Annotated in this window: 18 protein-coding genes; 5 read left to right on the top strand and 13 right to left on the bottom strand. The window is 70.6% G+C overall.

Translation table 11 applies throughout. The features are described 5' to 3' along the window. Positions 1-150: 150 nt before the first annotated feature. From obgE to rplU, 3 genes are all read right to left on the bottom strand, one after another. Positions 151-1587, bottom strand: coding sequence for a GTPase ObgE (obgE, locus tag ACFWDI_RS28965; protein ID WP_385308325.1), 1437 nt, complete (start codon positions 1585-1587; stop codon positions 151-153). A gap of 119 nt (positions 1588-1706) precedes the next feature. Beyond that, entirely contained in the window at positions 1707-1964 is a 258-nt protein-coding gene (rpmA, locus tag ACFWDI_RS28960; RefSeq protein ID WP_327323578.1) for a 50S ribosomal protein L27, read from the bottom strand. Between the two features lie 14 nt (positions 1965-1978). Beyond that, positions 1979-2299 (bottom strand): 50S ribosomal protein L21, encoded by a 321-nt coding sequence (rplU, locus tag ACFWDI_RS28955; protein ID WP_108148675.1) that lies wholly within the window; start codon positions 2297-2299, stop codon positions 1979-1981. A 310-nt stretch (positions 2300-2609) separates the two neighbouring features. Between rplU and ACFWDI_RS28950 the strand changes: the two genes are divergently transcribed. Both ACFWDI_RS28950 and ACFWDI_RS28945 read left to right on the top strand, forming a co-directional pair. Next, complete coding sequence (locus tag ACFWDI_RS28950) at positions 2610-4454, top strand: hypothetical protein (protein ID WP_385308320.1); 1845 nt, start codon at positions 2610-2612, stop codon at positions 4452-4454. A 54-nt stretch (positions 4455-4508) separates the two neighbouring features. Continuing rightward, the gene (locus ACFWDI_RS28945) at positions 4509-5111 is read left to right on the top strand and encodes an acyltransferase (RefSeq protein WP_385308317.1); all 603 of its coding nucleotides are present in this window, start codon (positions 4509-4511) and stop codon (positions 5109-5111) included. 85 nt (positions 5112-5196) lie between these two features. On the opposite strand, the gene ACFWDI_RS28940 is transcribed toward ACFWDI_RS28945, so the two are convergent. After that, positions 5197-6255, bottom strand: a complete 1059-nt coding sequence (locus tag ACFWDI_RS28940; RefSeq protein ID WP_385308314.1) for a hypothetical protein — start codon at positions 6253-6255, stop codon at positions 5197-5199. A gap of 467 nt (positions 6256-6722) precedes the next feature. On the opposite strand from ACFWDI_RS28940, the gene wecB reads away from it, so the two are divergent. The 3 genes from wecB (at position 6723) to ACFWDI_RS28925 (ending at position 11487) form a co-directional block, all read left to right on the top strand. Then, positions 6723-7826 carry a non-hydrolyzing UDP-N-acetylglucosamine 2-epimerase gene (gene wecB, locus ACFWDI_RS28935; protein WP_385308311.1) on the top strand — a complete coding sequence of 368 codons (1104 nt, stop codon included), beginning with the start codon at positions 6723-6725 and terminating at the stop codon, positions 7824-7826. Between the two features lie 62 nt (positions 7827-7888). Then, positions 7889-9349: a glycosyltransferase gene (locus ACFWDI_RS28930; protein WP_385308308.1), complete on the top strand. Its 1461-nt coding sequence runs from the start codon at positions 7889-7891 to the stop codon at positions 9347-9349. Continuing rightward, a complete protein-coding gene (locus ACFWDI_RS28925; RefSeq protein ID WP_385308306.1) occupies positions 9346-11487 on the top strand; it encodes a glycosyltransferase family 1 protein in 2142 nt (713 codons plus the stop codon). Before ACFWDI_RS28930 ends, ACFWDI_RS28925 begins: the two co-directional genes overlap by 4 nt. Positions 11488-11612: 125 nt before the next feature. Here the strand turns inward: ACFWDI_RS28925 and galE are convergent, their stop codons facing one another. From galE to ACFWDI_RS28880, 9 genes are all read right to left on the bottom strand, one after another. Next, the gene (galE, locus tag ACFWDI_RS28920) at positions 11613-12593 is read right to left on the bottom strand and encodes a UDP-glucose 4-epimerase GalE (RefSeq protein WP_385308303.1); all 981 of its coding nucleotides are present in this window, start codon (positions 12591-12593) and stop codon (positions 11613-11615) included. 137 nt (positions 12594-12730) lie between these two features. Next, positions 12731-14014: a nucleotide sugar dehydrogenase gene (locus ACFWDI_RS28915; protein ID WP_327323586.1), complete on the bottom strand. Its 1284-nt coding sequence runs from the start codon at positions 14012-14014 to the stop codon at positions 12731-12733. Beyond that, positions 14011-15639: a glycosyltransferase family 2 protein gene (locus tag ACFWDI_RS28910; RefSeq protein ID WP_385308301.1), complete on the bottom strand. Its 1629-nt coding sequence runs from the start codon at positions 15637-15639 to the stop codon at positions 14011-14013. Before ACFWDI_RS28910 ends, ACFWDI_RS28915 begins: the two co-directional genes overlap by 4 nt. A gap of 11 nt (positions 15640-15650) precedes the next feature. After that, on the bottom strand, positions 15651-16664 hold the full coding sequence (locus tag ACFWDI_RS28905; RefSeq protein ID WP_385308299.1) for a Gfo/Idh/MocA family protein: 1014 nt from the start codon (positions 16662-16664) through the stop codon (positions 15651-15653). After that, entirely contained in the window at positions 16661-17779 is a 1119-nt protein-coding gene (locus ACFWDI_RS28900; RefSeq protein WP_385308296.1) for a DegT/DnrJ/EryC1/StrS family aminotransferase, read from the bottom strand. The genes ACFWDI_RS28905 and ACFWDI_RS28900 overlap by 4 nt, the downstream gene beginning before the upstream one ends. A gap of 340 nt (positions 17780-18119) precedes the next feature. Further along, a complete protein-coding gene (locus ACFWDI_RS28895) occupies positions 18120-21941 on the bottom strand; it encodes a ribonuclease E/G (RefSeq protein ID WP_385308294.1) in 3822 nt (1273 codons plus the stop codon). Between the two features lie 231 nt (positions 21942-22172). Beyond that, a complete protein-coding gene (locus tag ACFWDI_RS28890; protein WP_385308291.1) occupies positions 22173-22952 on the bottom strand; it encodes a TIGR03936 family radical SAM-associated protein in 780 nt (259 codons plus the stop codon). 292 nt (positions 22953-23244) lie between these two features. Then, positions 23245-24333 (bottom strand): hypothetical protein, encoded by a 1089-nt coding sequence (locus ACFWDI_RS28885; RefSeq protein WP_385308288.1) that lies wholly within the window; start codon positions 24331-24333, stop codon positions 23245-23247. Positions 24334-24466: 133 nt separating this feature from the next. Further along, on the bottom strand, positions 24467-26392 hold the full coding sequence (locus ACFWDI_RS28880; RefSeq protein WP_385308286.1) for a TIGR03960 family B12-binding radical SAM protein: 1926 nt from the start codon (positions 26390-26392) through the stop codon (positions 24467-24469). Positions 26393-26430 lie beyond the last annotated feature (38 nt).

Raw genomic sequence — 26430 nt, 5'->3', positions numbered from 1 at the left:
GACACTTCGTCCCGCCCCCGCGTACAAGACGGTCATTGGGGGCGGGAGGTTGCGCCGCCGTACGGATGGATACGGACCGGACTCATGGGGGCGACTCGGCCGCACGCCGGGCCGCCCCGTGCTTGTTCTTCCAGAACGGGTCGAACTCGTCTAGAACGGGTCGAACCCGTCGTACTCGCGCTGCGACTCGTCCCGCTCCGCGTCACGGTCCCGGCGACGCTGCGCCGCAGGCCGCGGGGCCTCCAGACGGTGGTCCTCACCGCGGCGGCCGAGCATCTCCGCGCCCGCCATCATCGTCGGCTCCCAGTCGAAGACGACGGCGTTCTCCTCGGGGCCGATGGCCACGCCGTCGCCGCCTCGGGCACCTGCCTTCATCAACGCGTCCTCGACACCGAGGCGGTTGAGGCGGTCCGCGAGGTAACCGACGGCCTCGTCGTTGTTGAAGTCGGTCTGGCGCACCCAGCGCTCCGGCTTCTCGCCGCGCACCCGGAAGATGCCGTCCTCCTCCTGGGTGACGGTGAAGCCCGTGTCGTCGACGGCCTTCGGGCGGATGACGATCCGGGTCGCCTCCTCCGCCGGCTTGGCCGCGCGCGCCTCGGCGATGATGCCGGCGAGCGCGAAGGAGAGTTCCTTGAGTCCCGTACGGGCGATCGCCGAGATCTCGAAGACCTGGTAGCCGCGCTCCTCGAGCTCCGGGCGGATCATGTCCGCGAGGTCCTGGCCGTCCGGAATGTCGATCTTGTTGAGAACGACGAGCCGCGGCCGGTCGTCGAGACCGCCGTACTGGCTGAGCTCGGCCTCGATCACATCGAGGTCGGAGACCGGGTCCCGGTCGGACTCGAGCGTCGCGGTGTCCAGGACGTGCACCAGCACCGAGCAGCGCTCGACATGGCGCAGGAACTCCAGACCGAGGCCCTTGCCCTGGCTGGCGCCCGGGATCAGGCCGGGGACGTCGGCGATGGTGTAGACGGTCGAGCCCGCGGTGACGACGCCCAGGTTCGGTACGAGCGTCGTGAACGGGTAGTCCGCGATCTTCGGCTTGGCGGCGCTGAGCACCGAGATCAGCGACGACTTACCGGCGCTCGGGTAGCCGACCAGCGCCACATCGGCGACGGTCTTGAGCTCCATGACGACGTCACGGGCCTCACCCGGCTCGCCGAGCAGCGCGAAACCGGGGGCCTTGCGGCGTGCGGAGGCCAGCGCGGCGTTGCCGAGGCCGCCGCGGCCGCCCTGGCCCGCGATGAAGGTGGTGCCCTGGCCTACCAGGTCGGCGAGGACATTGCCCTGCTTGTCGAGGACGACGGTGCCGTCGGGCACGGGCAGGACGAGGTCCTGGCCGTCCTTGCCGGAGCGGTTGTCGCCGGCGCCGGGCTGGCCGTTGGTGGCCTTGCGGTGCGGGCTGTGGTGGTAGTCGAGCAGCGTGGTCACCGACTGGTCGACGACCAGGATGACGTCCCCGCCACGGCCGCCGTTGCCGCCGTCGGGGCCGCCGAGCGGCTTGAACTTCTCCCGGTGAACGGAGGCGCAGCCGTGGCCTCCGTTACCCGCGGCGGCATGCAGCTCGACGCGGTCCACGAAGGTGGTCATGGTTGTGCCTCCAGTTACGTACGGAATGTCTATCTAGTAACAAGCGAAAGGCGGACCCGCTTCCCGATGCCGGGAAGCGAGGTCCGCCTCACGAAGAAAACCGCTCTACAGCGACCGAATTACTCGGCGACCGGAACGATGTTCACGACCTTGCGGCCGCGGTGGGTGCCGAACTGCACCGCACCGGCGTTCAGCGCGAACAGGGTGTCGTCGCCACCGCGACCGACGCCCGAACCCGGGTGGAAGTGGGTGCCACGCTGGCGGACCAGGATCTCACCGGCGAGAACGACCTGACCGCCGAAGCGCTTCACGCCGAGCCGCTGAGCATTGGAATCGCGCCCGTTCCGAGTGGACGATGCGCCCTTCTTGTGTGCCATGTCTCCTCAGTCCCTTACTTCGCAGCCGCGGGGATGCCGGTGACCTTGATCGCCGTGTACTGCTGGCGGTGACCCTGGCGACGGCGGTAGCCGGTCTTGTTCTTGTAGCGAAGGATGTCGATCTTCGCGCCCTTGTGGTGGTCCACGACCTCGGCCGTGACCTTGATACCGGCCAGCACCCACGGGTCGCTGGTCACAGCGTCGCCGTCGACAACGAGCAGGGTCGAGAGCTCGACCGTGTCGCCAACCTTGGCGGTGGGAATCTTGTCAACCTCAACGATGTCGTCGACAGCAACCTTGTGCTGGCGACCACCGCTGCGCACGATGGCGTACACGCGGACTCTCTTTCGCTCGGAACGGATCCCCTGATGCCAGCCGCTCGCACAGGCCGAAGCCTGTGGCGATCCGGAAGGATGAGCGGCCTCTCCCGGCCGGCAGAACCAGCGGGAGGGAGTTGCTCAGGGGTGGCTGTGTATGGAAACACGCCGAGGGTCAAGGTTACGGGCGCCCGGGCAAGGGGTCAAACCGGGGTCGGCGCTCCCATTGCCCCGGCCATTACCCCTGCCGCAACCCCTTGGTAAGCGGCGGTTCCTGCCTGTTCAATGAGCGCTCGTGTCCTTTCGTTCACTGATCACCCTGCCTCGTATGCTCCGTCACGGCTCGTCCGTGGGCGCGGATCTGCCGCCGGACGAGGCCGTGAGCGTCGATTCCGTCGCCGAACCCGCGCTGCGGGCCGCGCTGGCCGCGGCCGCGGCGGGCGACGCCGGTCCCGCCCGCGAGCTGCTCGCCGAGACCCGCCTCGACGCGCAGTGGGAGCGGCGCAGTGTCTGCGTCTCGGAACTGGCCGAGCACGCGCTGCGGAGCCCCGGCTGGCTGGAGGCGTGGCTCGCCGAGTCCCCCGAGGATCCCGACGCGATGCTCGTGAAGGCGGATCTCTGCATCCAGCAGGCCTGGGAGATACGTACGGGCTACCGCGCCAGGCATGTCTCCGAGGACCGGTTCCGGGCCTTCTTCACGCTCCTCGACGACGCCGTTCCGGTGATCGCCGCCGCGGCTGAGCTGAACCCCACCGACCCGGTGCCGTGGGAGGTCGCTCTCACGCACGCACGCGGCATCCAGGCGCCGCGCGATGTGTTCGACGCGTACTGGGCGGAGGCCGTCGCCCGCGCCCCGCACCACTACGGCTGCCACGCCACCGCCCTGCAGTATCTGTGCGCCAAGTGGTACGGCTCGCACGAGGAGATGTTCGCCTTCGCGGAGCAGGCCGCCGAAGGTGCGCTGCCCGGCTCGAAGCTGCACGCGCTGCCGCTGCTCGCCGCCGTGGAGTACGAGGTCGTGTCCGACGACTCCACCGAGAACGGCCCGATCGACCGCGCCCGGATCAAAGCGGCGATCGACCGCGCCCTGGAGCTCTCCGGCTGGTACGCGCCCGGCGACCCGGAGGCCGCCGGGTTCCGCAATCACCTCGCCCTCATGCTGATCTTCGCCGAGCGCTGGGCCGAGGCACTCGACCTCTTCCGGGCGATCGGCGTGCATGCGCGCGAGTACCCGTGGGCGTACGTCGGTGAGAGCCGCAAGGAGTTCCTGGAGTTCCGTCTGGGTGTACGGATGCAGGTCGCGTCGCAGACCCCGTTCTTCGGGCACCCGCCGCAGCCCGCCACGCCGGCGGCGGCAGCACTCTCCGCAGACCCCGCCGTCCCCACGCCGCGCTCGCTCGCGATAGCCGCGGCCCCGCCCCACGAGGTCGCCGAGGCGGCGCTGATGTGCGGTGTCTCGCTCCGTATCGCCCCGGCCCCGTCCCCGCCCCCGACCCGTATGAGTTACGTCGAACTCGTCCCCGACCCCTCCCCCGGCAGACGCGCGACCCTCGCGACCGGCGAGGAGATGCTGACGGCGGCCGCCGACAACTTCACCACCGGCGAGAAATGGCCCGCCCTGGTCCTGCGCCGCACCGCCGACCGCTACGGCTTCACTCTGTTCCACAAGGGCAAGGCACTCGCGTCCCATCTGTGGGACCCGGCCGCACCGGTCACCGACCACGCCGAGGCCACCGCCACCGCACAGGCCATCGCCACCGTTTTCCCGGTGCCCGACCCACGCCGGCTGGTCACGCTGCTGCGCGGCACGGACAGCCCGGCCCGGCGCCAGTCCGAGCTGGTGGCAGCGCTCGGGCTGCCACCGGTCCCGGACGGCTTCGGCGAGCGCGGCGAAATCCTCGAGAGCCTGCCGGGAGCCCAACTCCTCGCCCGCCGCGGGGTGTTCAAGGGGATCAGGGACACCATGTCGACCGACCTGGGCTCCCCCGCCCTGCCGGTCCGCCACCCGGCCCGCTGGTGGGTCCTGCGCATTCTGGGCCTGCTGCTCTTCGTCCCGGCGGCGGTGTACGCCTGGTGGTCCCCGGACGTGGGCTGGTACCGCACCATCGCCCCGACGGTCGCCGCGCTCTACCTCGCGGCCCAGCTGCGGAAGGCCCGGGTCCACAGCAGGTGAGCCTCGCCGGGCCGTATGCTCGCCGGGCGAAGCCGCGCACCGGAAGGCAGAGAAGTGAACTACAGGGTCCAGCCCACCGCCCAGGTCGACGAGACCGCCGAGATCGGCGCCGGGAGCAGCGTCTGGGAGCTCGCCCAGATCCGCGAGGGCGCAAAGCTCGGTGAGGGCTGTGTCGTCGGCCGCGGCGCCTACGTCGGCACCGGCGTGCAGATCGGCGACAACGTCAAGCTGCAGAACTACGCCCTCGTGTACGAGCCCGCGGAGCTCGGCGACGGCGTCTTCGTCGGCCCCGCCGTGGTGCTCACCAACGACCACAACCCGCGCTCCGTCGACCCGGACGGCAAGCAGAAGCGCGGCGGCGACTGGGAGGCCGTGGGCGTCAAGGTCGCCGAGGGCGCCTCGCTCGGCGCGCGCTCCGTGTGCGTGGCGCCGGTACGGATCGGACGGTGGTCCATGGTCGCCGCGGGCGCCGTCGTCACCAAGGACGTACCGGACTTCGCGCTGGTCGTCGGTGTGCCCGCCCGGCAGATCGGCTGGGTCGGCCGGTCCGGTGTCCGCCTGGTGGAGCGGGCCGGCGAGTCCGGTGTCTGGGAGTGCCCGCAGTCCGGCGCGGTGTACGTCGAGAAGGACGGCGTCCTCGGCGAGCAGGCGGTCTGACAACGTTCCGGCCGCCGGTCCTGCCGGCGGCCGAACCGGAGTCCGGGTTCCGCCCGTGCGAGGCCGGAACCGGACCCCGGTCCCCCTAAGCGCGGGTCCATGCCTCCAGGGCCAGCCCCGACTCGTCCTTCTGGCGCGTCACCCGCAGCGTCCCGTCCGTACCGAACGCCGCCATCACCACCCGCCCCCTGGCGTCGATCGCCAGCGCGGGCGCGCCCACGCACGGCTCGCCCGTCAGGGTCCAGCTGACGCCGCTGGACTCGTCCTCCGTCGGATAGGCGGCGAGGGCCGGGCGGCCGGTCTCGGCGTCACGGTGGGCGAGGATCGTGCAGTCGTGGCCGTCGACCGGGGTACGCAGCAGGGCGACCGGGCCGGTGCCCGCACCGTCACCGAGAGCGGCCGGCGTCTTCTCGGACTCGCGCCAGGCGCGGACCGTCCGGTCGCCTGCGTCGTGCCAGAAGTGGGTGAGCCGGTTGCCGCCGGTGCGCTCGGCGGTGAGCGAGTCGGCAGCGGCCGAAGCCGGGATGTCCTCGGCGCGCTCGAATTTGACGCCCGCCTCCAGCTGCTTCCAGCGCATGATGTGGTCCGCCGTGGGAGCGAGGAGTTCCATCAGGCCGTCGGCCGTGATCGAGGCGGAGACCGTACCGGATGCTCCGCTGCCCTTGAAGTCGGCCCATTTGTTCCACTTGCCCGAAGGCACCTGGCTGCGTCCGCAGACGCCGCCGCCCGCGTTGCGTACGAACACGTGCAGTGAACCTTCCGCGTCCACCACTGCCGACGGCAGGCCGATCTGCTCGGCGAGGTCGGGGTCGTTCGGGTACGGGCTGCCGAGCGGATACCAGTCCCGTATCGCCAGACCCGACTGGTACTGCAGGGCGTACACCACGTCGGTGCCGGTCCGGCCGTCCGCGAGACGCTTGCGCCGCAGGCCCACCAGGTGGACATAGCCGTCGGCGCCCTGCGCGAGGCAGAGATACGGCAGTACGCCGGGGGCGGGGAGCAGATCGGGTGCGGACCACTCCGGGCCGCCGGGACGGGTCTCGGTCCAGCGCAGCACACCTTCGGCGGCCGGGGCGAACGCGGTGAGCCTGCCGTCCTTGCCACGCAGCAGCCAGCCGGTGGTGGGGGCGAGGGAGGTGTCCACGGGAGGTGTTCTGCCGGCCTTGCCACTCGGCGGCGCATCCGTACGCCGCGCAGATTTCCGTCCGGACCAGACCGCCATGGCACACCGTCGACTTTCCCGTGACCGCCCCGCGAAACTTGCGCGTCGATAGTACGACAGCCGCAGTACGACATCCGCCCTGCGCGGACAGGCCACAGGAGCGCTCGGCCACCCCACGGCTCGTTCACAGAATCGTTATCCGAGTAGTCGTCGCACAGGTTGGGACGTCCTGACAATGGGCTGGCGAGCACCGGCTTCCCCGCGACGGCCGGGCCGCGAGCCTGCTCACCTCGGCGATTGCCTACCATTGCGTAGAGCACCCCTGGGCGCGTGTGCCGAACCGGGCTGTCCCGCCGCACCGGCTGTGGCGCGATCGCGCGGGGTGTCGGCCAGCAGTATGAGACCGTGACACGCCCCGCCAGTGACCTGACCCAGAAGAAGAGTGTTCAGTGAAAGTCATCAGCATCGTCGGTGCCCGTCCTCAATTGGTGAAGCTCGCACCCATCGCGGCCGCGTTCTCCGAGACGGAGCACGAGCACTTCATCGTGCACACCGGGCAGCACTACGACGCCGACCTCTCCGACGTCTTCTTCGACGGACTCGGCATCCCGGACCCGGATGTCCACCTCGGTGTCGGATCCGGCAGCCACGGCGTCCAGACCGGTTCGGTGCTCACCGCGCTCGACCCGGTCCTCGAGCGCGAGCAGCCGGACTGGGTCCTCGTCTACGGCGACACCAACTCCACGATCGCCGGTGCGCTGTCGGCCGTGAAGATGCACCTCCCGGTCGCGCACCTCGAGGCCGGCCTGCGCTCCTTCAACCGGCGTATGCCGGAGGAGCACAACCGCGTGCTGACCGACCACTGCGCCGACGTCCTGCTGGCCCCGACCGAGGAGGCCATGCGCCACCTCGCCGACGAGGGCCTCAAGGACCGTGCCGTACTCGCCGGTGACGTCATGGTCGACATCTGCCTGCGCATCCGCGACGCGGTCCTCGCCGGCGAGCACGCGGCGCCCGCGCTGCCCGAGGGCATCGACCCCTCGCAGCCGTTCCTGCTGGCGACCCTGCACCGGCCCGACAACACCGACGACCCCGAGCGCCTCGCCGCGATCATCGACTCGCTGGCCAAGCTGCCGGTGCCGGTGGCGCTGCTCGCGCACCCGCGCCTGGTCGCGCGCGCCGAGCAGCACGGCATCGACCTCGCGCAGGGCTCGGTGCACGTCGGCCGCCCGCTGCCGTACGCCGGTCTGGTCGCCGCGGTGCTGGCCTCGACCGGTGTCGTCACCGACTCCGGCGGTCTCCAGAAGGAAGCCTTCCTCCTGGAGCGGATCACCACCACGATCCGTCCCGAGACCGAGTGGGTGGAAACCGTCGACACCGGTTGGAACGTCTTGGTTCCCGACCCGCACGAGCTCTCCGCCGACGAGTGGGCCGCCACCGTCACCCGCGCGGTTCCGACGGCCGACCCGGGTACGCCGTACGGCGACGGACGAGCCGCGCAGAATGTTGTCCGGATCATGGAACAGTGGAAGGGGGGCAGCCGGCGCGCGTGACGGACACAGGCCTTCACAGGGGGCCCGAATCCGTACATGTCACCGTGCTAGCGTCACCGTTTATGTCAGCGTCTCCCAGGTCCGGGCTGCCCTCAGAAAGCACTCGGCCTCATGTCATCTATCTCGCCATCGGCTTCCCGCCGGCTGCGAAGAGCAGCGCATACCGCATGCGCGAGACGGCGAACCAGTTCTGCAGGGCGGGCTGGGATGTCACCGTCGTCAACATCGCCCAGGAGTCCTGGGAGCGGGACTCGGGCGTTGACCTCACGCTCCTCGAGCAGGTCGACCCCCGGGTGAAGATCGTCGAGCTGCCGCTTTCCCGCGAGGACCTGGAGACGGACATCCGCCTCTACGGGGAGGAGCGCGCGCTCAACCCCAACAAGTGGGTCACGCAGCTGCGCAAGCGGCAGCAGAAGCCGTTCCCCGAGCCGAACTTCGGCGAGTGGCGCGGCGCGCTCGAGCAGGCTGTGCTCGACATTCACCAGGAGCACCCGGCGGACCTGCTCGTGGCCAGCTGCGTTCCGTATGTGAACCTCGCTGCGGCCTGGAAGCTCTGGGAAGAGGCCCGCGTTCCGTACGCGGTGGACTTCCGCGACGGCTGGTCCATCGACGTGATCACCGGCATCGAGGCCTTCACCAAGGACTCCGAGCTGGGCCACTGGGAGCAGAAGGTCCTCGACAACGCGGTCTCGCTGTGGGTCGTGAACGACCCGATCGCCGACCACTACCGCGCCCGCTACCCGGAGATCGCCTCCCGCGTCGAGGTCGTACGCAACGGCTACGACGCCGACAGCTCGCCCGGCCGGGCGCACAACCCGGACCCCGAGTCCGGTCTTGTCTTCGGCTACCTGGGCACGGTCAACTTCACGCCCGCGCACCTGGAAACGGTGCTCAACGCCTGGCGTGCCGCCCGTGAGCGCGAGCCACTGCTCGCCAACGCACGCTTCGAGGTACGCGGCCACATCGGCAACGGAGCGGGCCGCGAGGCCAACAAGCACTCCGAAATGCTCAAGCAGGCCGAGGCCGACGGCGTCTCCTTCGGGGGGCCCGCCGCCAAGGCCGAGGTCTCCTCCATCTACGCCCGCTGGGACGCGATGGTGCTCATCCTGATCGGCGGTCGTTATGTGACCTCCGGCAAGGTCTACGAGTACATGGCCACCGGCCTGCCGATCGTCTCGGCGCACGTCGTCGAGCACGACGCCTCGAACGTCCTGCAGGGTCACCCCCTGTGGACCGGCGCCGTGGGTCTCGACGAGGAGGGCCTGGCGGAGTCCTTCGTCAGGGCGGCGCACATGGCCGTCGAGACGAGCGACGAGGTGCACGCGGAAGCGATGGCGCACGCCGACCAGTTCACCCGCGAGGCCCTGATGTCCGTCGCCGTGAAGAACCTGGTCAACCGGCTCGCCGAGGACCACGGCGGGCCTGCCGCGCTTCCCGGAGCCACCATCTCCCAGTCCGCCGGAACCGCGGATGTGGACAACCGCTCCCCGAAGTCGATCGTCGCCGGAGGTCCCACCCCGTGACCGATGTGCTGCTTGTCGCCGCCTCCCAGCCGCAGCTCGGCGTGCTGGCCGATGCGGTGCAGAAGTTCCGCGCTCTCGGCGCCAGCGTCTACCTGGCCTGTGCCTTCGACGCAAAGGGCTGCCAGGAGGAACTCGACCGGCTCGAGCTGGACGGGTACCACCAACTGCCGTACGGAATAGGGCATCTGAGCACCTCCACGCGGCGCAAGCTGAAGAAGGTGCCGCACAGCCGGCGGCTGTGGGTCCAGAGCCGTCGCAACGTCTGGCTGCGCCGGCACGGGCTGGGCGCGCAGCAACTCGTCGCGCTCGACGCGAACGCCGTGTACACGGTCTGGCGCCTGGCCCAGTACAACACCGGCGCCGGTGCCTCCTTCGGTATCGCGCCGGCTCTGCGGGCCCTGGAGAATCCGCGTGTCCCGGGCCGTCCGTCCGCGGTTGCGACCAGGCGGAAGGCACTCGTGCCGCCGCCGGCGCTGCTCGCCAGCGATGTACGCCGCCAGGCCAAGGCACTGCCGCAGACCATGCTGCGTACGGCCACCGCACGCCCCGTGATGCGCAGCTCCGTCGGCGCCCGGCTGTGGCGCACCGCCCTCGGCGCGCCCGGTGTGCCCGCCAAGGTGCGGGCCGCGCTGTCCCGCCAGGTGGCGGAGGGCATGCGCTGGGCCGGCCGGCCCGGTGGCGCGACGCTCGCGCTGACCACCGCCGCGGGGCGCATCTCGGACCGGAAGATCAGGACCGGGCTGCTCGACGAGGCGGTCAAGACCGAGCTCAACAAGGGCATCGCACCGCGTGCTCTGGACCGTACGGTCAACGAGCTGCTGGCCTCCGCGGACGAGTACTACAAGGCCGGTGACCCGGCTGCGGCGGCGTCCACGCTGGACCGTGCGCTCGTTCTCGGTTTCCACCGGGTCGTCCACATCGACCAGTTGAGCTCTCCGCTGGCCGCCGACCCCGAGGCCTTCTCCGCGCCGGTGCACCGCTCGGCGGTCATGAAGAAGATCGTGGCGCCGCGCGGCAGGAAGACTCCCGCCGCCACGCCACCGGCCGACCGGCCGCTGCGGCTGCTGGTCACCACGAGCGCCAACGACAACTTCCTGAAGCTGATCCTGTCCCACTACGAGGCCCACCAGGGCGTCGAGGTCCGCTACCTGGACCTGGCGGCCAGCCCGGCCATGAAGCGCCTCTCGTGGGCCGGCCGGCGGATGATAGAGAACCGTCTCGGGGGCGACGCCCTCTACGCGGAGCAGGTCGAGACGCTCATGCGGCCCCATCTGGACTGGGCCGACACGGTGTTCCTCGACTGGTGTGTGGCACCGGCCGTGATGCTCACGACGATCGACCCGGGCGACACCCGGATCGTCGTCCGGCTGCACAGCTACGAGGCCTTCACCCGCTGGCCGCACCTGGTCGACTTCTCGCGTGTGGACGACCTCGTGTACGTCGCGGACCATGTGCAGGACCTGACGACCTCGCTGGTTCCGCAGCTGCGCGGTACGCAGGCGCCGCGTACGCACATGCTCGACAACGCCATGGACCTGAGCGCCTTCAACCGCGCGAAGCCGGCCGACGCCCGCTTCAACCTCGGGCTCATCGGTATCTCGCAGGTCGCGAAGGACCCGCTGTGGGCCATCGACGTACTGCAGCGGGTGCGCAAGGCGGACGAGCGCTACCGGCTGCTGCTGGTCGGCAGTGACATGGACCGCAAGACCAGCCGCGCCACCAAGGACTACCTCGCGGAGTTCGAGAGGCAGCTGGCGCCGCTGGAGGAGTCCGGTGCGGTGGTACGTCTCGGGCCGACCGACGATGTGCCGTCCGCGCTCACCGAGATCGGCACGATCCTCAGCTCCTCGGTGCGTGAGGGCTGCCACGTCGGGCTGATGGAGGGCGCGGCGAGCGCCGCCGTCCCCGTCGTCCGCGACTGGCCGTTCTACGCCGGGCGCGAGCACAGCGCCCGGACGCTCTACCCCGAGGGCTGGGTCGTCGGCTCTCCCGAGGAGGCCGCCAAGCGCATCCTCGAGACCACCGCGACCGAGGAGAGCTGGCGGAACGCGGGCAAGCTCGCCTCCGAGCATGCGCTCTCCGCGTGGGACTGGCCCGTGGTGAGCCGGCGCTTCGACAAGCTGCTGCTCGGCGAGTAGGACAGCGCGCGTACGAAGGAAGGGCCCCCGGGATTCCCGGGGGCCCTTCCTTCGTACAGGCAGTGAATCTGCGCGGCCGATCTGCGCGGTGGACCTGCGCGGCCGATCTGCGCGGTGGATCCTGCTCAGCCGCGCGCCTCCGGGTGGCGCAGGCACCAGCCCGCCCAAGCCGATGTGACCATCGCGCGCACGTCGTGGCGCGCCTGCCAGCCCAGCTCCTCACGGATCCGGTCGGCCGCCGCCACGACCCGTGCGGGGTCGCCGGGACGGCGCTCGGTGACCACCGGCTTGAGGTCTTCCCGTCCGGTGACGTCCTGGATGGTGGTGACCATCTCGGCGACCGAAACGCCTTCGCCGCGGCCGATGTTGAGGATCAGCGAGGCCGAGGCGTCCTCGGCGAGCCGCCGCGCCGCCGCGACATGGGCGGAGGCGATGTCCTCGACATGGATGTAGTCGCGGATGCAGGTGCCGTCGGGCGTCTGGTAGTCGTCGCCGAAGATACGCGGCGACTCATCGGCCGTGAGGCGCTCGAAGACCATCGGCACCAGGTTGAAGATGCCGTCGTCACCGAGTTCGGGCGAGGCGGCGCCCGCGACGTTGAAGTAGCGCAGCGAGGCCGTCGCCATACCGTGTGCCGTGCCGACGGCTGTGACCAGCCACTCGCCGGCCAGCTTGGTCTCGCCGTACGGGCTCATCGGCAGGCACGGCGTCTGCTCGGTGACCAGGTCGACATCGGGCATGCCGTAGACCGATGCGGAGGAGGAGAACAGGAACCGGCGCACATCGGCGTCGGCGGCCGCGGCCAGAACGGTCCGCAGCCCCTCGACGTTCTCGTAGTAGTAGTGCAGCGGCAGCGCGACGGACTCGCCGACCTGCTTCTTGCCCGCGAGATGCACGATGCCGGTGACGGAGTGCTCGCGCAGGACGCGGTCGACCAGCTCACGGTCGAGTACCGAGCCCACCTCCAGCGGGACTCCGGCGGACAGCCGCCCGGTGCTGCCCGTGCTGAGGTCGTCGAGGACGACGACACGCTCGCCGCCGTCGGTCATCGCCTTCACCACGTGCGAGCCGATGTATCCGGCGCCGCCAGTAATCAACCAGGTCATGGGGAAACCCTCTGCAACTCGGCCCTGCCCCACCAACTACGCGGGGCAGGGCCTTCGTCTCGTAGATCAGCCGTCAATTGAGCAACCCCCGCGAGAGCCTCCGCGGGAGCGGCGCCGGTTCGGGCGCGGTGGCAGGGTCAGCCGCCGATGACGACGCGGCGGACGCCTTCCCAGCGCGCCGGGTCGGTGGTGCGCCGGCCGTCGACCAGGACGCGGACGTCCGGCAGGTCGGTGGCGGCCAGCTCGCGGTACTCGGCGTGGTCGGCCTGCAGGATCGCGGCGGTGACGACCTGGCCCTCGTGCGGAGTGAGGTCGTGCGCGGCCAGCTCCTCGGAGGTGTACATCGGGTCCGACACGAAGGGGACGGCCCCGCGCGCCTTGAGCGCCTCGACGGTCGGGAAGACGCCGGAGAAGGCCGTCTCCTTCACGCCGCCGCGGTAGGCGGCGCCGAGCACCAGCACGCCCACGCCGTCCAGGTCGCCGTAGGCGGCGGCCAGCAGGTCGACGGCGTACTCCGGCATGGCGGCGTTCGCCTCGCGCGCCGAGCGCACGACGGTGGCCTCCGGGTCGTTCCACAGGTACATCCGCGGGTAGATCGGGATGCAGTGGCCGCCGACCGCGATACCGGGCTGGTGGATGTGGCTGTACGGCTGCGAGTTGCAGGCCTCGATGACCTTCTTGACGTCGATGTCGTTCTTGTCGGCGAAGCGGGCGAACTGGTTCGCCAGGCCGATGTTGACGTCGCGGTAGGTGGTCTCGGCGAGCTTCGCCAGCTCCGAGGCCTCGGCGGTGCCCAGGTCCCAGACGCCGTTCGGCTGCGCCAGGTCCGCGCGCTCGTCGAAGTCGAGCACCTGCTCGTAGAACTCCACACCGCGCTGCGTCGAGGCCTCGTCGATGCCGCCGACGAGCTTGGGGTAGCGGCGCAGGTCGGCGAAGACACGGCCGGTGAGGACGCGCTCCGGCGAGAAGACCAGGTGGAAGTCCTTGCCCGCGGTGAGGCCGGAGCCCTGCTCCAGCATCGGGGCCCAGCGGGTGCGGGTGGTGCCGACCGGCAGGGTGGTCTCGTACGAGACAAGGGTGCCGGGCTTGAGGCCGGCGGCGATCGCCTTGGTCGCGGAGTCCATCCAGCCGAAGTCCGGCACGCCCTCGGCGTCCACGAACAGCGGGACCACGACCACGACGGCGTCGGACTCGGCGACGGCGGCCGCGGTGTCGGTGGTCGCGGACAGCAGCCCGGCGCCGACGGTCTCCTTGAGCAGACGGTCGAGGTCGTGCTCGCCGGGGAAGGGCTCGGTGCCGGCGTTGACCAGCTCGACGACCTTCTCGTTGACGTCGGCGCCGATCACCCGGTGGCCCTTGGCGGCGAACTGCACGGCGAGCGGAAGCCCGATCTTGCCGAGCGCGACTACACAGATATTCATCGGGTTACTTTCCTCTTCAACCGGACCAGCAGGGGTCGCACGCGCGACCACCATCTTTGCGCGGGCGGGAACAGCAGACCGGTCTGGATGACCATCCGGCCCTTGGGATTCACGCGCGCCGCCACTCGATACGGGGTTCCACTGCGCCAGCGCCGGGCGAGCGGCATCGGCAGATCCTTGCCGCGCACCGGGATCTCGTACGTCCAGCCTGCGACATCCACATAGAGGCGCACGCCGAGCGAGGCCTGGCGGGGCTGGATCGGAATCCGCGCACGGACGACCGTGCCGGCGCCGTCAGCAGTGACTTCCTGAGTGAACTCCCCCACGGGTGCGGGGAGTTCATGGCCGGCGGGCAGCCTGCGGGCGCCGGCCTTGTCCGCGCTCTTGGGCATCGCGCCCTGGACGAGCCGGACGACGGCCGAGTCGGTGTCACCGGTGAGCCCGGTCCGTACCGCCAGAGCCAGGGACAGATCGTCGCCGTTCTGCTCCCACTCGGCCGAGACCAGCTCGGTCCGGGCCGAGAGCCGGCCGGGCACCGATTCCCCGACCACCTCGAAGACCCGGTCGGGGAGATCCATCGCGGGGTCCCTGAAGCCCGGGTAGAGCGCGAAGGCCCTGTCGTCCTCCAGGTGGAACGGCGGTGCGCCGTTCTCCTCCTCCGCCACGATCGCCGCGACGAGCTCGTCCACGGCGCCGCGCCGGGCCAGGGCGAGCCTGACCCGTCGCATGACCGGCAGCGAGTCGCTCAGACCGTCCGTGAGGTACTCGTCGGCCAGATCGGCGATACCGGCGCACACCTCGCGCCTGGTCTGCGGGTCGAGCGCCGGGAAATCGCCCTGGATGAGCTTGGACAGCTCCCAGGTGAAGTGGCGCTTGAAGACGAAGTCCCGCTGCGGTCCCGCCTCGATCAGTCCGGCCGCGTGCTTGAGGATCTTCGCGGTGCAGCCGAGCCGGGCGAGATGATTCGCCCGGTACGTGATGTTGCTCGCGTCCCCGCGCTTGACCGCGTAGTAGTACGTGTAGTCCGCGAGCACCGAGATCTTCCGGGCCCGGACACACGCCTCGACGGTGAACGGCTGGTCGCTGCCGACCGGCAGGTCCTCGGGGAAGCGCAGGTGGTACTTCTCCACCAGCTCACGGCGGAAGAGTTTGGTGTTGGCCAGCGTGAACGGCAGTGCCGAGTCGTACAGGCTGACGTCCGGGTCGCTCTTCTTGAAGAGCGCCTGATGGACATAGCGGCCGTTGGTGCCGACCATCTTGCCGACCACGACGTCGGATTCGTGCTTCTCGGCACAGGCCACCATCCGCTCCAACGCCTCTTTGCCGAGGTAGTCGTCGGAGCCGATGAAGTACACGTAACGTCCGGTGGCCACGTCCAGCGCCCTGTTGCTGGGCGCGGCCGGGCCACCGGAGTTCGCCTGGTGTATCACCTTGACGGTGTCCGGGTACTTCTTGGCGAAGCGGTCGAGCTCCGCTCCGCTGTCGTCCGTGGAACCGTCGTCGACGGCCACGATCTCGAGCCTGTCCAGGCCAATGCTCTGCCCGACAAGGGAGTTAAGGCATTCCGTCAGATACGGCATCGTGTTGTACACGGCGACGACGACGGTGACATCAGGACTGGTCAAGGCTCCTCGCCCTACTGGGCCGCGGCGTGCGCGGAGAGATCGACGGTGATGCCGAGCGAAGCGGATTCCAGCACCGCGGCTGCCACCTCGACCGTACGAAGGCCCTGGCGGAGCGTGCAGATGTCCTGGGACTTGCCGAGGACCGCGTCACGGAAGAGCTCGTGCTCGACCAGCAGCGGCTCACGCTTCGGGATGGCGTAGCGGATCATGTCGCCCTCGGCGACACCGCGGAAGGCCTGCAGGGCCTCCCACTCGGTGGCCTGGGCGGCGTTGGAGTAGAAGGTCAGGTCGGCGGTGAGGGTGTCCGCGATGAAGCAGCCCTTCTCACCGGTGACCGAGGTGAACCGCTCCTTGAGCGGGCTCAGCCAGTTGACCAGGTGGTTGACCATGGTGCCGTCGGAGAGCTGACCGACCGCGGAGACCATGTCCTCGTGCGGACGGCCCGACTTGGAGACCGTGCGGGCGGAGATCGAGGTGTACGTCTGGCCCGTCACCCACCCGGTGAGGTCGATGTCGTGGGTGGCGAGGTCCTTGACCACGCCGACATCGGCGATGCGGTGCGGGAAGGGGCCCTGGCGGCGGGTGACGACCTGGTAGACGTCGCCGAGCTCGCCGGCCTCCAGGCGCTGGCGCAGCGAGCGCAGCGCGGGGTTGCAGCGCTCGATGTGGCCGACGCCGGCGACCAGGCCGCGCGACTCGAAGGCCTCGACGAGGCGGCGGGCGCCTTCCACGGTGTCCGCGACCGGCTTCTCGACCAGCGCGCCGACACCGGCCTCGGCGAGCTTGAGACCGACTTCCTCGTGCAGGGCGGTCGGGCAGGCCACGACGGCGTAGTCGATGCCGAGCGCGATGAGCTCCTCGACGGTCGACAGCACAGGGGCGCCCTGCCCCCAGCCGTTCTTGTCACCCATCGGGTCGACGACGGCGACAAGCTCGACGCCCTCGAGACCGGCGAGTACGCGGGCGTGGTGGCGGCCCATCGAGCCGAGGCCGATCAGGCCGGCTCGCAGTCCCCGGGTGGTCACAGATTCTCTCCAAGATCGTTCACGGCGGCGACGATGCGCTCGAGGTCCTCCGCGGTCAGCGAAGGATGCACCGGCAGCGAGACGACCTCGGAGGCCGCGCGCCAGGTCTCGGGCAGGTCCCAGTTACGGCCGGCCTTCTGGTCCGGCTCCCAGTACGGCTTCAGCCGGTGGATCGGGGTCGGGTAGTACACGGCGTTGCCGACGCCCGCCTCGGTGAGCTTCGCCATCGCGGCGTCGCGGTCCCCTGTGATCCGGATCGTGTACTGGTGGTAGATGTGGCGCGCGCCCTCGGCGACCGTCGGGGTCTGCACGTTCGGCGCCGTGATGTGCTCGGTGAGGTACGCGGCGTTGGCGATGCGCTGCTCGGTCCAGCCGCCCAGCTTCGACAGCTGTACGCGGCCGACGGCGGCGGCGACGTCGGTCATCCGCATGTTGGCGCCGACGATCTCGTTGGCGTACCGCTGCTCCATGCCCTGGTTGCGCAGCAGGCGCAGGGTGCGGGCGACCTCGGCGTCACCGGTGGAGATCATGCCGCCCTCGAGGGAGTGCATGTTCTTGGTCGGGTAGAAGCTGAACGTGCCGCCGGAGCCGAAGGCGCCGACCGGGGTGCCGTTCAGCGCCGCGGCGTGCGCCTGGCAGGCGTCCTCGACCACGGCCAGCTTGTGCTTGGCGGCGATGGGCATGATCTTGTCCATCGCGGCCGGGTGGCCGTAGAGGTGCACCGGCATGATCGCGGCGGTGCGCGGCGTGATGGCGGCCTCGACCGCCGCCGGGTCCAGGCCGTAGCTGCCGGGCTCGATGTCGGCGAAGACGACGTCGGCGCCGACCAGGCGGACCGCGTTCGCCGAGGCGGCGAACGAGAACGAAGGAACGATTACTTCGTCACCCGGGCCGATACCAAGTGCCAGCAGAAGGAGGTGCAGTGCGGAGGTACCCGAGTTGACGGCCACGCAATGGCGCCCCTCGACCAGCTCCGAGAAGCCCTCCTCGAATGCCGCCACTTCCGGGCCCTGTACGACCCTGCCGGAACGCAGTACGCGTACCGCCGCCTCGATCTCTTCCTCACCGATGACCGGGCGGGCAGCGGGAATGGGCTGCTGGTTGCTGCTCGTCATGGACGTCCTCCTTGAACACCGCTGAACTCTTTATGGCAGAGGATCAGGGGCAGTGCGGACGTCTCACGAGGCCGCGCAAACCCCTCCGGCGCGAAGCCGACGCCCTACCGAGGATTCTGGGACCGGTCTTGTCCCGAACCGGGCCGGTCACCCACCGTAGTGTCCGGAACGGGACCGCACCCGGCAGCGACCGCCGTCACATTATCAGGGATTTCCTAGCGAATTTCGGGGCTGTTAACGCAGCACCGCATCGATTCGGCGACAAAAACCACGTCCCACCCCGCGGGCTGCGGGGTGGGACACGGTCCGTTCACTGAAGCCTCATCAACTGTTCAGCTGTTCAGCTGTCGGTCGATGCCGACACCGACGACAGCGTCTGCTGCTCGGCGGCCGCGGTCTTCTTCGCCGTGGCCTTCTTGGCGGTCGTCTTCTTCGCCGCGATCTTCTTGGCCGCCGTCTTCTTGGTGGCGGCCTTCTTCGCGGTGGCCTTCTTGGCGGCCTTGCGGGCCGTCTTCTTGGCCGGAGCCTCGTTCTCGGTCTCCGCGGTCTCCGCCGTGCCGGCCTCCGGCTCCGCCTGCGACTCGTGCGTGGCGGGGACCACGACGATCGCGGCCTCCTCCGCGCCCGAGGGCGAACCGGCCGGAGCGGTGACCTTGCGGGTCGCCCGGCGGCGCGCACGCGGCGGGGCCGCGACGGGAGCCTCCTCGACCGCGGGAGCCTCGACGGGTGCCTCGGCCTTGGCCTCGGGCTCGGCGGCGGTCTCCTTCACCGTGGTCTCCACGACCGTCGGCTCCGACGTCGCCGGGGAGCCGGCCGGAGCCGTCGCCTTACGGGTCGCCCGGCGGCGGGTACGGCCCGTCGGGGCCGCCTCCTCCGCGGGCGCCGCCGGCTCGGCGACCGGGGCCACGGACGTGACCTCCAGGGCCTTCGGCTCCTCGGCCCTGGGCTCGGCGACCGTGACCTCCGCGGCCTTGACCTCCGCGACCTTCGGCGCACCGGCCGGAGCCGTCGCCTTGCGGGTCGCCCGGCGGCGGCCACGACCGCGCGTCGCGGCCGCCTCCGCCTCCGCGGCGCTGCTGTACAGCTCCTCGTCCGGCACGAACTCGGGCTCCGCCAGCGCCACCGGGGCAGCCACCTCGGCGGCGATCTCCGCCTCGGTCTCGGCCTCGTGCTCGACGACGGCCTCGTGCTCGAGCTCGTGCACGTGCTCCGCACCGCCGCGGCCGCGCTTCTTGGAGCGCTTGCCGCCGCCACCGCCACCGGCGGTGGTCGGCTGCTCCATGTGCACGATCACACCGCGGCCGTTGCAGTGGACGCAGGTCTCGGAGAAGGACTCCAGGAGACCCTGGCCCACCCGCTTACGGGTCATCTGGACCAGGCCCAGCGAGGTGACCTCGGCCACCTGGTGCTTCGTACGGTCGCGGCCCAGGCACTCGAGCAGCCGCCGCATGACCAGGTCCCGGTTGGACTCCAGCACCATGTCGATGAAGTCGACGACGACGATGCCGCCCAGGTCGCGCAGCCGCAGCTGGCGCACGATCTCCTCGGCCGCCTCCAGGTTGTTCCTGGTGACGGTCTCCTCGAGGTTGCCGCCCTGGCCGGTGAACTTCCCGGTGTTGACGTCGACCACGATCATGGCCTCGGTCTTGTCGATCACCAGCGAGCCACCGCTCGGCAGCCAGACCTTGCGGTCCAGCGCCTTCATCAGCTGCTCGTCGATGCGGTTCGACGCGAAGACGTCGACTTCGCTGGTCCACCGCTGCAGGCGGTCGACCAGGTCCGGCGCGACGTGCGAGACATAGCCGTGGATGGTGTCCCACGCCTCGTCACCGCTGACGATGACCTTGGAGAAGTCCTCGTTGAAGATGTCGCGGACGACGCGGACGGTCATGTCCGGCTCGCCGTAGAGCAGCGTCGGGGCATTGCCGCTCTTGGACTTCTTCTGGATGTCCTCCCACTGCGCCTGCAGCCGCTCGACGTCGCGGCGCAGCTCGTCCTCGCTCGCGCCCTCGGCTGCGGTACGCACGATGACGCCCGCGTCCTCGGGGACGATCTTCTTGAGGATGGTCTTCAGACGCGCACGCTCGGTGTCGGGCAGCTTGCGGCTGATGCCGGTCATCGAGCCCTCGGGCACATAGACCAGGTAGCGGCCGGGCAGCGAGACCTGGCTGGTCAGGCGGGCGCCCTTGTGGCCGATCGGGTCCTTGGTCACCTGGACGAGGACCGACTGGCCGGACTTGAGCGCGGCCTCGATACGGCGCGGGCCGTTGGCCATGCCCAGCGCCTCGAAGTTGACCTCGCCGGCGTACAGGACGGCGTTGCGCCCCTTGCCGATGTCGACGAACGCGGCCTCCATGGACGGCAGTACGTTCTGCACCTTGCCCAGGTAGACATTGCCGACGTACGAGGTGGCCTCCTCCTTGTTGACGTAGTGCTCGACGAGCACGTTGTCCTCGAGGACGCCGATCTGGGTGCGCTCGCCGTTCTGCCGGACGACCATCACACGCTCGACGGCCTCACGGCGGGCCAGGAACTCGGCCTCCGTGATGATCGGCACCCTGCGGCGGCCCTGCTCGCGGCCCTCGCGGCGGCGCTGCTTCTTCGCCTCCAGACGGGTCGAGCCCTTGATGGACTGCACCTCGTCGGACGGCTCGTCGCTCTTGGCACGCGGGGCGCGCGGCTCGCGGACCTTGACGACCGTACGCTCGGGGTCGCCCGAACCCGTCTCGTCCTCGGGCCCGGAGTCACCGCTGCGACGACGACGGCGGCGCCGGCGACGGCTGCTGCTGGTGCCGGCGGCCGAGGGGGTCTCGGTGTCGCCCTGCTCCTCGTCGTCCGCGGCTTCCTCGTCGTCCTGGACGTCCTCGGCGACGGCCTCGTCGGCCTCCTCCGAGGTCTCGTCGGCGTCGGCGGGCTCGCCACGGCGACGGCGACGGCCACCACGGCGGCGGCGACGCGAGGGGCGGTCCTCGAACTCGTCCGACTCCTCACCCTCACCGGCCTCGGCGGCCTGCTCGGTCTCGGTCTCCGCCTCGGGCTCGGCATCCTGCGCGACGGGCGCCGGGGCCTCGACGGGCTCGGCGGGCTCGCCACGGCGGCGGCGACGGCGACGTCCGGCGGGCTCGGCGGCGACGGGCTCGGCGACCGGCTCGACGTACTCCTCGTCCTCCTCCGGCTCCGTCTCCACGGCAGCGGCGGCGGCCGCGGCGGCCGTCTCCGGGGTCTGGAACATCGGCTCGGTGAAGACCGGGGCCTGGAAGACGGCGACGGCGGGCCGGGTGGCGCGGCGGCCACGCGCGGGCGCCTCGCTCTTCTCAGCCTTCTCGGCCTTCTCAGCCTTCTCGCCCTGGTCGGCCTTGGCGGCCTTCGGCTGGGCGGTGAACTCGGGCGAGACGGCACGGCGGCGCGTACGGCCCCGGGTCGCCGCCTTCTCGGCGGCCGCGACGTCCTCGTCCGCGGCGATCTGTGCCACCACGTCCTGCGGCAGGCTCTCGCCCGCGTCGGCGACGCCGTTCTCGTCGGCCTGCGGGGCGCCGGCGGGCGCGGTGGCCTTACGGGTGGCGCGGCGGCGGGTACGGCCCGTGGGGGCCGCCTCCTCCGCGGCCTCGGCGGTCTCCGTAGCCTCGGCGTCCTGCGGCGCACCGGCGGGCGCGGAGGCCCGGCGGCGGGCACGGCCACGCGACGCGGGGGCCTCGGCCGGGGTCTCGTCCTTGACCTCGGCTGCGGGCACGGCTTCGGCGACCGGCTCGGGCGCGGTGGCCTTGCGGGTCGCACGACGGCGCGTACGCGGCGCGGCGGCCTCCGGCTCGGGCTCGGACACCTCGGCGGCGGGCGCCTCGGGCTCAGCGGCCTCGACCGGCTGCGGCGCACCGGCAGGCGCGGTCGCCTTACGAGTCGCACGACGGCGGGTACGCGGCGCGGCGGCCTCCGGCTCGGCGCTCTCGGTGCTCTCCACGGCCGCTGCGGCCGGAGCGACGCTCTCAGTGACGTCAGCGACGTCAGCGACGTCCGTGGCTTTCACGGCGTCCTTGGTGCCCGCGGCCGCGGTCGGCGGTCCTGCGGGACGCGACGCGGCGCGGCGCCTGCGGCGCGGCGGCAACGTGTCGCTGGGGGAATTGTTCTCTGTGTCTCCGGCGGTGCCGGATTCGTTCGGCTCGAGCATGCGGGCGGTTCTCCCGTCACGCTCCCGGGCGCCACGCCTGATTCCGGTCCGGCCACGGCCCGCGTGATGTGCGCGGAGCCGCCGTCCGGGGCGCGGGCGCCGCACGGGAGCTGATGTATGGCTCGCCGGTTCCGTACGCGATGTACGCACGGCCTGGCGAAAGTCTCCTGTCAGTGCGCGGCCCGACCCAGGTGGCTCCCGAGTACCAGGGCTGCGCTACAACGACTGCCCTTACGCGGCGGGACCTTCCGGCGCCGTCGCGGCGGCTGTTCCGGCGGCCGTGGGTGGAGCGGCCAGAACTGCCTCGCGGTCGGGCGCGAGCGGGTCGGTCACCGTGCCGGACTCCTCGTCGAAGAGCCCCTGCGCCAGCCTGGTCACCGCTGCGGGGACCGGCGGCGCCAGGTCGGCCACAGCTCGGAGACCGGACAGGACGTCGTCGGGTCGCACAGCAGGTGTCACGTGCCGAACAACCAGCCGCAGTATCGCACAGGGCCCGTCCCCCGACCTATCAGCCTGGGGATGGAGCGCCTGCAGCTCCGCCACGGCACCTCGCGCGTCGAAGGTCCGCATGCCGTTCTTCGTCTTCCGCTCGACCTCGACGGCCTCGGCGGAGAGGAAGCCGGAAACGGCCTTCTCGGCGTCCTCGACGGGCACGCCGTCGAGCCGCAGCTCCCACACGGATGCGGTGAGCCGGTCGGCGAGACCCGAGGTGCGGGCCTCGACGGCGTCGGTGATGTCGAGCCCGCCGGGCAGCGACTCGTCGAGCAGCTCACGCAGCTTGTCCGGGTCGCGGTGCTCGGTGAGAGCGATCTCCAGGTATTCGGCCTCGCTGCCCGTGCCGGTGGGTGCGGCATTGGCGTACGAGACCTTGGGGTGCGGGGTGAAGCCCGCCGAGTACGCCATGGGCACCTCGGCACGGCGCAGAGCGCGCTCGAAAGCACGCTGGAAGTCGCGGTGGCTGGTGAACCGGAGGCGGCCGCGCTTGGTGTAGCGCAGTCGGATGCGCTGCACTGCCGGTGCGGGCGGCGGGCCTTCGGGCTGTCGCTTGCCCAGTGGTTCTTCTCCTCGGTGCGGGGCGGGCGCGGGTGGCGCGCCCGCCCTCGGACGTGCGGGGTGTTCCCTGGGGGGCCGCCCGGCTCACCCCTGCTGATGCAGGGAGATCTCGGGGTCGGCCGCCACGCCGGGAACAGTCGTTGTACTACCCAGCGTACGCGCCTGCCGCACTACCGGTTCCACGGGCTTCGAGGCCGGTGACGCGCCGACAAGCGCCCGCCAGGCGTCGCGCCGCGCCTGCCGCACCGTTTCACCGGCCGACCGGAGCGCGGCCCGCGCCGCCCGGCCCGCCTCGACCGCGGCCTTCTTGACCGGCCTGCCGCACCGTTTCACCGGCCGACCGGAGCGCGGCCCGCGCCGCCCGGCCCGCCTCGACCGCGGCCTTCTTGACCGGACGCCAGACGCCGTCGCGCACCGCGTGCCCCACGGGGGTGCAGACGTACTGGTAGAACCAGCGCACCGGCCGCACGACGAGGTTCCGGGCGAGCCACTTGACGGCCCGGCCGACGGCGCGCGAAAGGTGTCCGGCGATGCTCCAGGCGACGCCGATCGCGCCGGCGATCTCCCGGCCGACCGGAGCGAGGACATGGCGGTACACCCAGGCGACGGGCGTGACGAGCAGCGTCACAACGAGCCAGGCCACCGCCGTCCACACACCGCGGCACACGGTGCTCACGAGCCAGGCGATGCCGTGGCCGAGCGGGGTGAGCAGTTGCCGGTACATCCACACCAGCGGCACCACCAGCCCGTACATCACCACCGGCACCAGGACGTACCGCCACAGCGCGACCCACGGCCAGACGAAGAGCGCCCTGCCCAGCCACCCGAGCACCAGGGCGATGCCGTGCCCGGCAGGCGTGAGCAGCCGGCGGTAGATCCAGCGCGCGGGCGCGAGAAGCAGATGCTCCACGAGCCAGGCGATGCCATGGCCGAGCGGGGTGAGCAGCTGCCGGTAGATCCACACCAGCGGCACCACCAGCCCGTACATCACCACCGGCACCAGGACGTACCGCCACAGCGCGACCCACGGCCAGACGAAGAGCGCCTTGCCGATGAAGGCCGCGAGCCATGCCAGACCGTGTCCGATCGGCGTGAGGACGTTCTCGTACACCCAGGTCAGCGCCCGGCGGAGCGGTCGCAGCAGTATGCGGTCGGCGGCGAGCGCGCAGACGACGAGAACGTCCCAGACCATCCGCACGGGAAGCACGACGAGCAGCACCACGATCCGCACCGGAATCCGGATGACCGTGGTCAGACAGCCCGGGCCGGGCTGATAGTGCGCGGGTGCCTGATGACTCCCGTAGGTCTGAGGCGACTTCTCGAACTCCATGTCAGACATGACGCGCTACAGCCCCGTCCGGATCCAGTACCTGCGCTTTTTGAGGCATCGCCGGATTGTGCCGGGGACACACAAAGGCCCGGCCACGGGGTACGCCCAGGGCCGGGCCTTCGCGCAGGTGCTGCTTCAGGTGCTACTTGACGACCGTCAGCGGCAGCAGTTTCTTGCCGGTCGGGCCGATCTGGATGGACGTGTCCATCTGCGGGCAGACACCGCAGTCGAAGCACGGCGTCCAGCGGCAGTCCTCGACCTCGGTCTCGTCCAGCGAGTCCTGCCAGTCCTCCCAGAGCCAGTCCTTGTCGAGACCGGAGTCCAGGTGGTCCCAGGGCAGGACCTCCTCGTACGTGCGCTCACGGGTGGTGTACCAGTCGACGTCCACCCCGAATTCGGGCAGCGTCTTGGCGGCGCACGCCATCCACCGGTCGTACGAGAAGTGCTCGCGCCAGCCGTCGAAGCGGCCGCCGTCCTCGTAGACGGCGCGGATGACGGAGCCGATACGGCGGTCACCGCGCGAGAGCAGGCCCTCGACGATGCCGGGCTTGCCGTCGTGGTAGCGGAAGCCGATCGAGCGGCCGTACTTCTTGTCGCCGCGGATCTTGTCGCGCAGCTTCTCCAGACGCGCGTCCGTCTCCTCCGCCGACAGCTGCGGGGCCCACTGGAAGGGCGTGTGCGGCTTGGGCACGAAGCCGCCGATCGAGACAGTGCAGCGGATGTCGTTCTGGCCGGAGATCTTGCGGCCCTCGGCGATGACCTTGACCGCCATGTCGCCGATCTGCAGCACGTCCTCGTCGGTCTCGGTGGGCAGGCCGCACATGAAGTACAGCTTCACCTGTCGCCAGCCGTTGCCGTACGCCGTCGAGACCGTGCGGATCAGGTCCTCTTCCGAGACCATCTTGTTGATGACCTTGCGCATGCGCTCGGAGCCGCCCTCGGGGGCGAAGGTCAGACCGGACCGACGGCCGTTCCTGGTCAGCTCGTTGGCGAGGTCCACGTTGAACGCGTCGACGCGGGTGGACGGGAGGGACAGACCGATCTTGTCCTCCTCGTACCGGTCGGCCAGGCCCTTGGCGATGTCGCCGATCTCACTGTGGTCCGCGGAGGAGAGCGAGAGCAGACCGACCTCCTCGAAGCCGGTCGCCTTCAGACCCTTCTCGACCATGTCGCCGATGCCGGTGATGCTTCGTTCCCGCACAGGGCGCGTGATCATGCCGGCCTGGCAGAAGCGGCAGCCGCGGGTGCAGCCGCGGAAGATCTCGACCGACATCCGCTCATGGACGGTCTCGGCGAGCGGCACGAGGGGCTGCTTGGGGTACGGCCACTCGTCGAGGTCCATCACCGTGTGCTTGGACACACGCCACGGGACACCCGACGTGTTCGGGACGACGCGGCCGATCCGGCCGTCGGGCAGGTACTCGACGTCGTAGAAGCGCGGGACGTAGACATTGCCGGTCTTCGCGAGGCGGAAGAGGACTTCCTCGCGCCCGCCCGGCCGGCCCTCGGCCTTCCAGGCGCGGATGATCTCGGTCATGTCGAGGACGGCCTGCTCACCGTCGCCGATGACCGCGCAGTCGATGAAGTCCGCGATCGGCTCGGGGTTGAACGCGGCGTGGCCGCCCGCGAGCACGATCGGGTCGTCGACGGTACGGTCCCTCGACTCGAGCGGGATGCCCGCGAGGTCCAGGGCGGTGAGCATGTTGGTGTAGCCGAGCTCGGTGGAGAAGCTCAGCCCGAAGACATCGAAGGCCTTCACGGGACGGTGCGCGTCCACGGTGAACTGCGGGACCTTGTGCTCGCGCATGAGCTCTTCGAGGTCCGGCCAGACGCTGTAGGTGCGCTCGGCGAGCACGCCCGCACGCTCGTTGAGTACCTCGTAGAGGATCATGACGCCCTGATTGGGCAGTCCGACCTCGTACGCGTCCGGGTACATGAGTGCCCAGCGGACATCGCAGGCGTCCCAGTCCTTGACGGTGGAATTGAGCTCTCCACCGACGTACTGGATCGGCTTCTGGACGTGCGGGAGAAGCGCTTCCAGGCGTGGGAAGACCGACTCGACAGGCATCGTGGTGTCTCTCGTGAGCGGGCAGGGGTGACCACCCA

Source organism: Streptomyces sp. NPDC060064 (genome assembly GCF_042736455.1).
Classification (GTDB): Bacteria; Actinomycetota; Actinomycetes; order Streptomycetales; family Streptomycetaceae; genus Streptomyces.
Note: the sequence above shows the minus strand (reverse complement) of the source record. Positions and strands in the feature narration are given on the sequence as shown.